We start from the raw sequence: 12,829 nt of genomic DNA, 5'->3' as shown, positions 1-12,829 counted from the left end.
GATATGAAAGCCATGGGACGCGTGCTGTTCGACGTTCGGAAAAACAAGTATTTATACGTCATGCTTCTCCCGCTGTTCGTCTACTACGTGTTGTTTCACTATCAGCCGATGTACGGAGCCATGATCGCCTTTAAGGATTTTTCTCCGCGCTTGGGGATTATCGGCAGTCCATGGGCGGGCTTCGGACATTTTATGGATTTCTTCCAGGGCGCTTATTTCTGGCGCACGATTCGCAACACGTTCATGATCAGCTTCTACGACCTGATCTTCGGATTTCCCGCGCCGATCGTGCTGGCGCTGCTGCTTAACGAGATCAGAGTGCAAATCTTCAAGAGAACGGTCCAGACGCTCACGTACTTGCCGCACTTCATCTCGCTTGTCGTCATCTGCGGCATGATCAAGGATTTCACGTCCAGCAACGGCATCATCAACGACATTATCGCGTTCTTCGGCGGGGAACGGCACTCGTTGCTGCTGGAGCCCGGCCTGTTCCGGACGATCTACGTGTCGACCGACATCTGGCAGCATATCGGATGGGGGACGATTATTTATTTGGCCGCATTGACGGGAATCGATCCGGAGCGCTACGAAGCCGCGAAGATCGACGGCGCCGGAAGATGGAAGCAGATGCTTCATATTACGATTCCGGGCATTCTTCCGACGATTACCGTGCTGCTTATTTTGAATTTGGGGCGAATGATGAACCTCGGCTTTGAAAAAATTATTTTGCTGTACAGTCCCGGCGTGTACGAAACCGCTGACGTCATCTCCTCCTACGTGTACCGGGTAGGCCTGCAAGATTTCAATTATAGCTTCAGCTCCGCAGTCGGCTTGTTCAATTCGGCGATCGGCTTTATTCTCGTCATTTCGTCCAACTGGCTCAGCCGCAAGCTGAACGATACAAGTCTATGGTAAAAAGGGGAGATCGCGGATGAGTACCGTTTCCTGGTCCGGCAGGCTATTCGACTGGTTCAACTACATTTTCCTGACGTTCCTTATGGTGCTGACGATGTATCCGCTGCTGCACGTCGCCTTCGCCTCCCTGAGCGACGCATCGGAGCTGATGAAGCATTCGGGAATGCTGTGGAAGCCGCTCGGCTTCTCCATGGACGCCTACGTGAACGTGTTCCGCAACCCGATGATCGCGTCGGGGTATACGAACACGCTGATCATTCTCGTCGGCGGACTGGCGCTGAACATCGTGCTCACTTCGTTCGGCGCGTACGCGCTGTCGCGGCGCAGCTTAAGATATCGGAAGCAGATTATGCTGTTTTTCGTATTCACGATGTTTTTCAGCGGGGGGTTGATTCCCTTTTACTTCGCGGTCATGAACTTGGGGCTGGGCAACTCGCTGCTGGCGCTTATTGTTCCTACCGCGGTCAATACGTTTAACCTCATCATCATGAGAACGGCGTTCGACGCCATCCCGGAAAGTCTGGAGGAATCGGCCAAAATCGACGGAGCCAACGACTTCGTCATTTTGTTCCGGATCATCCTGCCGCTTTCCCTCCCGGTTGTGGCCGTTATTCTGCTGTATTACGGCGTAAGCCACTGGAATGCCTGGTTTAACGCGTCGATCTTCCTCCAGGATCGAGCGAAGTATCCGCTGCAGCTGGTGCTGCGGGAGATTTTGCTGCAAGGCGAGGCCAGCGCGATGGCGGAAGGGGCGGCGACGGAGGATGTGGCGATGCTGTCGGCCACGTTGAAATACGCGACGATCATGGTCGCGACCGTTCCGATTCTGCTCGTCTATCCGCTGCTGCAGCGGTATTTCGTCAAGGGCGCGCTGATCGGCGCCGTTAAAGGCTAAATCATGTGAGGAGGGGATACGAAGTGGGAAGGCAAGGCGACGGCGGTATTCGACTGGAGACGGACTGGGTAGAATACTTGTCCGGACACGATATGGACTGGGTCGTCAAGCCGGTCTCCTGGGATTCCGGAGCGTTCCTCGGGAACGGCTTCGTGGGAGCGATGGCGTACGGGGAAGAGCATGCGAGCATGCGCAATACGCTGCGGTTCGTGCTGGGCCGCACCGACGTATCGGCCGGATCGGCGGGACGGACCGGCTTCGATCCCCGCGTTCCGGTAGGAGAGGTGCATCTGCGGCTGGAAGGCTGGATCTATCAGCCGACGTCGATGCGCTTGGATCTGTGGAACGCGGAATTGAGGGCGGATATAACGACGACGAAGGGAAGCGTACAATTGCGGGCATTCGTTCACAGCGAAATGCCCGTTCTTTGCATCGAGCTGGAATGCTCGGAGGAGGAGCGCGGCGCGACGATCGAATGGGCGGCTTACTCGGAGCTGGATCAGGTTCTGAAGCAAGCGGACGGAATCAATTTGAACCAGCCTATTCCGGATACGGTCGTGACCAGAAGAACGGTTGACCGGATCGGCGTTGGAATCCAGCGCTTCGAATCCGGTCAAGGCTGCACGACCTCCTGGACGGAGCGCGAAGGGGCGGAAGGGCGCAGATCTTACTGGATCGCGGTCGTGCGGGGCTGCGAGGAGACGGATTGCGCGGAAGCGGTGCGGGTTGTGCGGGAGGCGTCCGACCTTCCGGGCGATAGGCTGGTCCGCTCCCACCGGGACTGGTGGTACAGCTATTACCGGCAGAGCTTCGTCTCGATCCCGGATTCGCGGCTCGAAAGCTTCTATTGGATACAAATGTACAAGCTGGCCTCCGCGACGAGGGCGAATGCGCCGCTGCTCGACAATATCGGACCTTGGCTGACGACGACGCCGTGGCCGGGAGCCTGGTTTAATATGAACGTGCAAATGAGCTATTCCCCCGTCTACGCGTCCAACCGGCTGGAGCTGGGACAGTCTCTCATCGGCGCGCTTCGCCGCTGCCGGGAGCAGTTGATCGCCAATGTGCCGGAAGCGTACAGGGGAGACAGCGCGGGATTGGGCAGAAGCAGCGGATTGGATCTGAAAAGCGAGGTCGACGACGAGGTCGGCAACCTGACCTGGATTTGCCACAGCGTATGGCGGCATTACCGCTGCTCGATGGACGAGGAGCTGCTGCGGGATTTGCTGTATCCGCTGCTGCGCAGAAGCGTGAACTACTATCTTCATCTTCTGGAGGAAGGGGAGGACGGGAGGCTGCATCTGCCGCCGACGATATCTCCCGAATACGGCTCGTTCAAGCGGCTTCAAGTGGCGGACTGCCATTACGATCTGGCGCTGCTGCGCTGGGGCTGCGAGACGCTGCTGGATTCGGCCGAGCGGCTGGGCGTCGAGGATGAGCGGATCGGGAGGTGGCGGGAGGTAGTCGAACGCCTCGCGCCACTGCCGACAGACGATACCGGCTTTAGGGTCGGGAAGGATACGCCGCTGGCTTTCGGCCATCGCCATTTCAGCCATTTGCTGGCCGTGTTTCCGCTGCATCTCATCCGCTGTGAATCGTCCGAGGAATGGGAGCTCGTCAATAGATCGCTGCGTCATTGGCTTGGTCTCGAAGGGGATTTGCGCGGATTCAGCTTCACCGGCGCAGCTTCGATCGCCGCTGCGCTGGGCCAGGGCGAGCTAGCGCTGCAATGTCTGCATACGCTGCTGCATCTGATTACGCCGAACACGATGTACAGGGAAGCGGGGCCTGTCATCGAGACGCCGCTGGCCGGGGCGGAAGCGATTCACGATATGCTGCTGCAGAGCTGGGGAGGCGTGCTGCGCATCTTTCCGGCCATGCCTGCGCAGTGGCGAGATACGGCCTTTCACGAACTGCGGGCCGAGGGCGGGTTCCTGGTCAGCGCCGTCAGAGAGGGCGGAGAAACCCGCTTCGTGCGAGTGAAGAGCTTGGCTGGCGAGTCTTGCTTCGTCCGCACGGATTTGACCGGGCGGGGGGCGGTTCGGGCCGTCGAGGCCAATCACGGACGGGAGGACCGATCGGATCGGGTGGCCGTCGAAGAGAGTGGCCTGATCCGACTGGATATTTGCGCTGGAGAGGATATTGTTCTGTACGTCGGCGAGCGCGTTCCCGACCTGGCCGTCCGGGCGGTACGGCCCAGCGAGGCGCCTCCAATTCGCAACTATTTCGGCGGCCGTACGCCTTGGAGGCAGTATGGGCTGGGGCAGGGCTGTCGCTTAAGCTGCCAGAGTCGTCCTCCTGGAGAACAAGTATGAAGATCGGAGCGCCGTCAAAGAACCGGCTAGAGCGATTGGGCATGCCCAATGTGTAATAGATATCCGGCAAAGAGGCTTATCGTTCTCTGCCTCTTTGCCGGTATCCCGTCGAGTCAGTTTTTCTTCGCCACATTCTGAACCTGTACGCAGTGCCATTTCCCTCCTTTTGCCGGTATCCCGTCGAGTCAGTTTTTCTGCACCACATTCTGAATACGTACGTATCGCCTTTTCCCTCCTTTTGTCGGTATCCCGTCGAGTCAGTTTTTCTGCACCACATTCTGAATTTTGTACGTAATGCCTTTTCCCTCCTTTTGCCGGTATCCCGTCGAGTCAGGTTTTCTTCGCCACATTCTGAACCTGTACGTAATGCCATTTCCCTCCTTTTGGCGGTATCCCGTCGAGTCAGTTTTTCTGCACCACATTCTGAACCTGTACGTAATGCCTTTTCCCTCCTTTTGCCGGTATCCCGTCGAGTCAGGTTGGTCGCAGGGCTCCTGGAAGCCGAGATTGATGAGTGAGAGAATGGCTTGGTTCCGTTCGGAGAGGAGCAGATTATCCAAGTTTAAGGGATTGTTGCCGTGAAGCTCGAGTCAGCCTGCCAGACCTGGAACGGCCGCTAGACTTCGTGAGTTCAGGATAGGCGATGGTCGAAGAATGGATGAAACTCGCGAGCAACTGGACATGACTCCCAACTGACTCAATGGGATAGCGGCAAAAGGGGCGGCAAAAAGCGGTACGCGAGGTACAGCGTGACCTGACCGGAAGGGATAGCGACAAATGGGCCGAAAACGGCGGCAGGGGAGGTATGGCGTGAACTGAATGGAGGGGATAGCGGCAAAAGGCACAGAGAATGAAAGGAGAGAGACGGAACGAACTGAACGAATGGGATACCGGCAAAGGACTGAAAGAGAGGTGTGATGCGGAGGCGGCCTGACGGAAGGGGATAGCGGCAAAAGATGTGGAAAGCGAAGCGGGAAGAAGTAGACGGCCTGACGGAAGGGGATAGCGACAAAAGAAGCGGAAAGCGGAGCGGGGAGAAGCCGAAGCAGACGGCCTGATTGAAGGGGATAATGTGAAAGAGGAGAAAGGAGACGAGAGGGCTGCCTTTGTTCCCCGTCGCATCGGCGTTCGCCGAATAAGCCCGACTGTCGGGCTCGAGCATGAGAACGGGGGATGGTGGAGCTGTGAAGGAGGTCGGAGGAACTGCAGACCGGGTGAGTCTGGTTAGAACGTGTGAACAGTGGGCTGTCCTGTAGGTAAGGTCGTACAAGATGAGTGGTGAAAAAGGGCATGTATCTCCTGGAGACGGTGTCTCGCAGCGGAAGGAGATACATGCCCGCACTATCCCAGTGGCTTATTTTTCAGTACAGCTATTTTTACTTATGCGACAGCTTCTGTTTCTTCTATATTTTACTTCAGTTCCAGCATGCGAATGAGCACGACGACCGCTTCTGCACGAGTCGACTTGGCATTCGGTTCGAAGCGGTGGCCGGTCCGCCCGGCGACAAGTCCCAGCGCTTCGGCGCGGGCAGCGGAAGCTCGGGCCCAGGTCGGAATGTCGGAAGCGTCGCTGAATGTCGGCGCGTTCTCCTCCTCCGAGTTTCCGGGGAATGCCCTCATCTGCATGGCGATCATTTCGGCGCGGCTAATGACCGCATTCGGTCGCAACGTGCTGTCCGCGTATCCTTGCAAGATGCCCCGTTCGACCGCGGCCTGCAAAGCTTCCAGCGCCCATGCCGGGATGTCCTGCCGATCCGAGAATCGGACTGGGGAAGAAGCAGGACGCAGCTTAAGCGCTCTGGCAAGCAATACGGCGAATTGCGCCCGTGTTACGGGTTCATCTGGCCTGAAGCTGCCGTCGGGATAGCCGTTGACGATGCCTTGCTTGATCGCTTTGATGATCTCCTCCTTGGCCCAATGGCTGCGTAAATCGACGAGAGAGGGCGGCACTTCCGCCGAGCCCGAATCCGAATTTGGATTCCGATCGGGTTCGGAAGCGGGAGGAGAAGCAGTTGGAATGGGAGATGACGGGATGTCGCCGCTGCTATTGTTACCGTTACCGCCTCCGCTGCTACCTCCATTACCGCTCCCGCTCTCGCCTTCGCTACCATTATTGCCCTCGTTACCGCTACCGCCTTCGTTACCATTTCCGCCCTCGCTGCCATTTCCGCCTTCGCTGCCATTGCCACCCTCGCTGCCGTTACCGCCGCCGCTGTCTCCGTCGTTCAGACCGGCTGACGGACCGACGTCGGAAGTCGTCAGCGGTCTGTTGATGACAGGGCTTCCCGGATTGTACTCGTCCGCGCCTGCATCGGGGATATGCCGGGTTTGACCGTCGATGTCCTCCATAGCGAAGTAGGGAGCGACAGCCGCGTCAATGGCGGGGCTGAGGCCGGACAGGCGGATCAAGCCGTCCGCGCTTCGCACCAGCAGCAATTGTTCTTTGCGGACCGCGCTGCCGACGGCCGGATTGTTCGATACGTTGGCGATTCCGTCGACGAGGTTGCCGACATATACGGGTCTTTCGCCCAGCGGGGAGCTCACGACGGCGCTTGTCTCGCTGAAGATCGTTCCGGCGTTGCTGAACACGATATTGTTGTAGATTTTCGTTCCAGAAGGCTGATAGGTGCGCCCGCCGAGCGCAATTCCGGTCGTATTGTTACCGACGTTGACGATCGTGTTGTGATAGATTTGCACGTTGTACTGCCGCCAATGGCCGCGCAGCAATTCCGTTCGTTCCTCGTTCGACAACTCGCTGAGCCGGGCCGATTGGCCGGGTACGCCGCCCCAGCGCACGATCGGATCGCTACCTCCGTCTCCACCGTCGTCATGCGTGCCTCCGTCCAGCCGGATGACCCGGTCGGTCAGTCCTTCCATATAATTGTTGTAAATTCGGTGATCGTTGCCGTAAATTCGGAAGCCGCTCCTGCCCGGCGTGACCCCGTCTCCGAAAATGAAGTTGCCATAGAAGCTGTTGCGGTTGCCATGGCGGGACACGATGCCTCCGAACGAGTTGCGTATCGTGTTGTAGCGAATGACATTGTCGCTGCTCTTGACCGATATGATCTCGTCTTCCCCTTCCAGGCCGTCGAACAGATTGTATTGGATCGTGACGTATCCGGAATTGAGCGACAGGCTGGAGAGACCGAGCCGGATCGCTTCAAGCCCGTTAACGACGCGAGGGCCGATGCCGTGAAAATAGTTGTACTCGATCGTATCGTACTGCGAGATCGACTCTCCGGTATGGCCTGCTCCGTCATAGATAACGACCGCGCCGAAGCCTCTCTTCGGGCCGATCTCGTTGTAGGCGATCCGGTTATGGCTGCTTACGCCTTCGACGCGAATATAATGGCGGTGCGTTCCGTTCGCGACAAGAATGGAGTCGTTCGTATACGGCGTATCTCCGTTATAGATCGGCCGATCGGGATCGTATTCGGAACCGCCGATGCGGCAGCTTCCCTCGATTCCGACCAGGCACCAGACGTTGCCTTCCGGAGCGGCGAACTGATAGGGCTGTCCGGTCTCGTCGAGCGCGAAGACGTTGCGCATAATCGATATTTTGCTGGAATCGTACAATTGGACGCCCGGATGAACGCCCGTTAACGCCCGATGTCCGAGTCCTCGTTCCGCCAGCGTCTGGGCTCCGTCCGTCGTTCCGATTCCGTTGTTGAACGTCAGGCCGGATACTTCCACATAGCTGGAGTTTTCAAGATGGAAATAGCTGTTCCCCGCAATGACGGCGCCGCCGATCTCCGTCGCGGCAATCCGAATCGGGAGCGTTGCCGTGCCGTGCTTGTTCAGGACGACGAAGGGACCGTTCTGCTCATAGCTGCCGTTCTGCAGCTCGATGATCGTCCCCGGCCCGACCTGATCGAGCGCCTGCTGCAATTCGGCCGCAGAGCTGACCGCAACGCGCGCAAGGACGGGCAGTTGAATATCGTCTTCGGTCAAATCTCCGGCTTGAGGCGGCCTCGTCGGTTGTTCCGGCTCCCCTGTATCAGGCGGCGTTCCTATGTAAAGCTCCGCCTCCATAATGCTGTTCCAGTTACCGCTGCTGCCGCTGGCATTGTTGCCGTAACCGACCAAACGCAAGTACCTGGCGGATACCGGCTGTTCCATTACATAGGGCTGCATAATCGAATCGCCCGGCTGCAAATTGCGGCTGCTGCGCCTGGCAAGGACGACAGCGCTCTGAGCGAAATCCGGATCGTCGGAAACGACGATCTCGAAGCTGGAATTCCGCTCTCTTGCGTTCAGGAACGCGATCATGGCGTAAGTGATCGTCTGAGGCGTTCCCAAGTCGAATTGCAGCCATTGCCCATGCCCGGAAGCCGACCAGCGGCTTTCCATCGAGATCGGGTCCTCGCCCCAAATGCCGTCGACGACGTTGGCCGCGACGTAGTTTGTGTTAGGCTGCGACGAGCTGGCCGCGACGCTGCCGGAATTCAGGCCGATTTTGCCGTCGGAGCCGATCGGCAGCTCCCGAATAACCTGGATGCCGTAGTTGTTCGCCGACCCGCTGCCGTTGTCCAGCTTGATTCCGATGCGGTTTACTCCCGGCCTCAGCGGAACGTTCGTCAAGTCCGCGACCGTATAGTCCTCGTGCTGATCGTTGCTCAAGCTCGCCGTTACCGAAGCGACCGACCCGGGCGTTGCGACAAGTCGAACATTCTCCGTTCCGGTAGGCACGACAGCTTCGTAACCGTCCGTTACGTTCGGATCGAAAGTCTTGTTCATCGCCACCTGCTGCGAGCCGTTCCACAGCTCCAGGCTCGACAATTGAACGCCCGGCAGCCGTTCGGCGAAGGTGAAGAAGGCTCCGTCCGCCAAGCTGATGTTCGCGGCATAATAAGCGCCGCCGTGTATCGTCACCGGCGCGAGCTCGAAGGAAGCGGCATCGGTAAAGCCGTCGTCCGCGCTTGTCAGCAGCACGCCGCCGAGCGGAACCAGGCTCTGCGGAACGGCGACCTGGACTTGGCCGACATGGCCGGTATTGCGAGCCTTCCATATTTTCGCCAGCCGCAAATAGCCGTCCCCGTAAGGCAAGCGGAGGGATTCGCCTCCGTTGTCGCCCCAGAGAAGATACGTTTTATCGGCCAGCGGTTCGACAGCCGTTACGATAATTTGGTCCGCAAGCGGACTCGCGCTGCTCCGGCTTTGCATCAGATCCAATGCTCCTTCCTCATCCATGGCGATCCCGGCCACATTGTTCGAATAGTCCGCGTCAGCGGCGGAATCCCATACGTTTAACGGCGCGTCCCCGGCGGACAAATATTGTCCGGAGCTTAAGGGAAGGCCGTACTTAAGCGCCAAGTACGTATCCACCTGGCGGCGTTCGAGCCCGGTTAACGGTTGGGCGAAAACAATCAGCTCGCTTACGAGCCCGTTATAGCCCGATCCTCCGGCGGCAGCCGAGCCGAGAGACATCTCGCCGTCCGCTTTGCCGACGATCGGCAGACGGGCTGACGCGGATTGGGCCACGTTGGCTCCGTCCCGGTAGATCGCTTGATAGACGGCTTGCCCGACCGTCGGATTCGTCTCCAATTGCAATCCCCAGACGTTGTACGCAGATGGCAGAACCTGATTGGCGGCCTGGGCTCTCGGCAAGCCCGAGCCGCTCGCGGGTCTGCCCGCATCCCATAAGACGGAGCCTCTGCCTTCCGTAGAGCCCGACGTATGCGGGATGTGCGCCTGCAGCGAGCCTCCTGCCAGAGATTCGGCGAACACGGACGAATTCGCGACGGTGGGGGCGCCCCCGGAGACGAGAAAGACATTCAAGGAGCCGATTTCTTCGGCGGCTCCGACGATGCCGTCTACATCCTGCAAGATACTGCCCCCGCTGCGCACGAATTGAACTGCGGGCTGGAAGTTCAGCTCTCCGACGGAGGCCGCATACTTAGGTTTGGGACGGCCCGCGATCGCCGCGATCGTTCCGTCGTTCGCAAAATCGTTGCCGCCTCCGCTGCTATCCCGCCACAGGCCGACATCCAGGCCGGCGTCCGCGACAATGCTTGCGTCGTCGGCCTTGAGCCACAATCTCAAATCTCCCTTCACTCCGCCCGGCGTTCCGCCTGCCGCGGGCGCGGCATGAACGGCAAGTCCCGCTCCTGGAACCGACGGCATCCCGCCGAGCAGGACGAGCAGAGACAGTCCGAGTAGAAGCGATCTCGATAACAGCTTGCCGAATTCGCTTTCTGGTGCGTTCATCACAATAACCCACCTCTTCCGAATGGTTTGCGCTTTCAAGACACAGTGGCCGACAGTCGATCCCCCTTCCGCGCAAAATAACGTTCCTTTTTATTGTCCATCGCCCCATGGAGACAAGGTAGGTTCAAAATGTAAAATCGATAGACGTAATCTGTAATCCGATGCGCTAAAATCTGAAACGAATCTTTAATAATTGGAGAGGCGGAAAAATAAAAACCATCCGGTCCGAGAAGACGGAACCGGATGGCTGCGCGGCGATAGATGGCGAAGACGGAGTGGAGGGAGGATGCGGCCATGCGACCGAGCGGCAAGACTCAGGTGCGGGAGGGAGCGGTCTATCCCCGGCCCCAAGCCAGCATTTTGCGTTGGAACTCCTTCGGCGAACAGCCGTTGAAGCGCTTGAACATTTTGTAGAAATGGGCCATGTTGGCCATGCCGATCAGATCGCCGACCTCGCTTACGCTGACGTCGCGGGTGAGGAGCACCTGTTCGGCGCGTTTGATTTTGCGGAAATTGACGTACTCGGTGAACGATTGCCCCATGATTTTCTTGAAAAATTTGACGAAGTAGTAGTAGCTCATGTTGGCCAGCCCGCACACTTCCTCGACGGCAATCCGGCCGTCGATGTTCGCTTCGACGAAGTCGAGGACGGGCTTAAGACGGATTCGTTCGATCCGATCCTGATCGGCGAGCAGCCCGCGCGTGTCGTTGCGGATGAGAATGAGCAGCAGCTTCTTGATGAGCATGTTGACGGCCAGTTCATAACCGCCCAGCTTGTCGACGGCTTCCCGGTGGAGTTGCCGGATGCATTCGGCCGCTTCCCGGCGGGCTTCGGGATTTTCCCGGAAAATGTAGTTCATGGCGCTCAGCGGCACCTTGGTCTCGTTGAAATACTGCAAGTACGGAATCGTGCTCTGATCGAAGTAATTATTAAGATCGAATTGGAGTACGATATATTTCAGGCCGCCTTCGGGATTGTGATCCCGGTGCAATTGAGAGCTGCCGAGGATGACGACGTCGCCTTCCCCCAATCCGAACGTCTCTTCGCCGAGATCGACGGTCAGGAAACCTTCCTGAACGAGGATCAGCTCGCATTCGGGATGGTAGTGCCAGGAGACGCTCCCGGAATTGCGGCGGAGCATTTGCCATATTTTCAACGACAACAGGGGGTTCTCGTATTCGATCTTTTCTTTCAACGGCTGCAAGGGATCATCCCCTTATAATGTTTGGTCAAAAAGTTCGATTTTCAGCGTCTCGCATAGAGGCGGATTGTCGGCAAAAGGCAAAATCGCATAAAATCCTCGCACATCCCCGAATGGGATTCTCGATGAAGTGTGATACACTATATTGTAGTTTGAATAAGGTTTAGCCGCAAGGAGGACAAGCGCTTTGACAAAAGTTAACGTAGGCATGATCGGCTGCGGCGGAATCGCCATGGGGAAACATCTGCCATCGCTCGCCAAAATCCCGGAAGCGCAAGTGGTCGCGTTCTTCGACATCTCGGCCGACCGGGCGCACGAAGCCAAAAACAAGTTCGGCACGCATGACGCGAGAGTGTACCACGATGTGTACGAGCTGCTGCGCGACCAGGACGTTCACGTCGTCCACGTCTGCACGCCGAACGACACGCACGCCGAAATTTCCATCGCCGCGCTGGAGGCGGGCAAGCACGTGCTTTGCGAGAAGCCGATGGCCAAAACCGCCGAAGACGCGCGCCGGATGCTGGAAACGTCGCAACGAACGGGCAAGAAGCTGAGCATCGCTTACCAGAACCGTTTCCGCGCGGACAGTCGCTGGCTGTATCAAGCTTGCCGTGAAGGGAAGCTGGGCGAGATCTACGTCGCCAAAGCGCATGCGGTTCGCCGCCGCGCCGTGCCGACCTGGGGCGTGTTCCTCGATCTGGAGAAGCAGGGCGGAGGCCCGCTGATCGACATCGGCACGCACGCGCTGGATCTGGCCCTGTGGATGATGGACAACTACGAGCCGAAGACGGTTCTGGGTTCGTCCTATCGCAAGCTCGCGGAGCAAGGAAGCAACGCGAACTTGTGGGGACCTTGGGATCCGGCCAAGTTTACGGTGGAAGATTCCGCGTTCGCGATGATCACGATGAAAAACGGAGCGACCGTGTGGCTCGAGTCGAGCTGGGCGCTGAACACGCTGGACGTGGACGAGGCGAAGGTATCTCTGAGCGGAACGAAGGCGGGAGCCGATATGAAGAAAGGACTGCGCGTCAACGGCGAGGAGCACGGTCGCCTGTACACGCAGGAGATTCAGATGGCCGGCGATTTCGGAGGCAATCCGCTGCCGGACGACGCCGCCGAGCAGGAGGCGCGCGCCTGGATCGAGGCGATCGCGTACGACCGCGAGCCCGTCGTGACGGCCAAGCAGGCGCTTGTCGTGCAGGAAATTCTCGAAGCCGTCTACGAGTCCGCGAGCAAGGGGCAAGCGATCAGCTTCGCCTAAGCCGCGGGAGCGGGGTTAGCGGGAGGCTGCAAGG

At 58.4% G+C, this 12,829-nt stretch carries 6 protein-coding genes; 4 read left to right on the top strand and 2 right to left on the bottom strand.

Annotation, left to right across the window (positions count from 1 at the left end):
• The first annotated feature begins 3 nt into the window (after nt 1-3).
• Genes B0G52_RS02730 through B0G52_RS02720 form a run of 3 tightly spaced genes read left to right on the top strand, consistent with a single transcriptional unit; the run spans nt 4 to nt 4,125 of the window.
• A complete protein-coding gene (locus B0G52_RS02730; RefSeq protein WP_094041951.1) occupies nt 4-915 on the top strand; it encodes an ABC transporter permease in 912 nt (303 codons plus the stop codon).
• 16 nt (nt 916-931) lie between these two features.
• A complete protein-coding gene (locus B0G52_RS02725) occupies nt 932-1,810 on the top strand; it encodes a carbohydrate ABC transporter permease (RefSeq protein ID WP_094041950.1) in 879 nt (292 codons plus the stop codon).
• A gap of 23 nt (nt 1,811-1,833) precedes the next feature.
• Nucleotides 1,834-4,125, top strand: coding sequence for a glycosyl hydrolase family 95 catalytic domain-containing protein (locus B0G52_RS02720; protein ID WP_094041949.1), 2,292 nt, complete (start codon nt 1,834-1,836; stop codon nt 4,123-4,125).
• 1,410 nt (nt 4,126-5,535) lie between these two features.
• Here B0G52_RS02720 and B0G52_RS02710 read toward each other — a convergent pair.
• Complete coding sequence (locus tag B0G52_RS02710) at nt 5,536-10,332, bottom strand: S-layer homology domain-containing protein (protein WP_094041947.1); 4,797 nt, start codon at nt 10,330-10,332, stop codon at nt 5,536-5,538.
• A 335-nt stretch (nt 10,333-10,667) separates the two neighbouring features.
• Nucleotides 10,668-11,537: an AraC family transcriptional regulator gene (locus B0G52_RS02705; RefSeq protein ID WP_094041946.1), complete on the bottom strand. Its 870-nt coding sequence runs from the start codon at nt 11,535-11,537 to the stop codon at nt 10,668-10,670.
• A 205-nt stretch (nt 11,538-11,742) separates the two neighbouring features.
• On the opposite strand from B0G52_RS02705, the gene B0G52_RS02700 reads away from it, so the two are divergent.
• Complete coding sequence (locus B0G52_RS02700; RefSeq protein WP_094042016.1) at nt 11,743-12,795, top strand: Gfo/Idh/MocA family protein; 1,053 nt, start codon at nt 11,743-11,745, stop codon at nt 12,793-12,795.
• The last annotated feature ends 34 nt before the right edge of the window (nt 12,796-12,829 follow it).

Origin of the sequence: Cohnella sp. SGD-V74 (assembly GCF_003001675.1) — a bacterium.
Taxonomy (GTDB): Bacteria; Bacillota; Bacilli; order Paenibacillales; family Paenibacillaceae; genus Cohnella.
The sequence above is the reverse complement of the archived record's forward strand: the minus strand, read 5'-3'. Positions and strand labels throughout refer to the sequence as shown.

Coding starts and splice junctions, on each gene's coding strand:
- B0G52_RS02730 (WP_094041951.1), top strand. CDS start 4: ATGAAAGCCATGGGACGCGTGCTGTTCGACGTTCGGAAAAACAAGTAT.
- B0G52_RS02725 (WP_094041950.1), top strand. CDS start 932: ATGAGTACCGTTTCCTGGTCCGGCAGGCTATTCGACTGGTTCAACTAC.
- B0G52_RS02710 (WP_094041947.1), bottom strand. CDS start 10,332: ATGAACGCACCAGAAAGCGAATTCGGCAAGCTGTTATCGAGATCGCTT.
- B0G52_RS02700 (WP_094042016.1), top strand. CDS start 11,743: ATGATCGGCTGCGGCGGAATCGCCATGGGGAAACATCTGCCATCGCTC.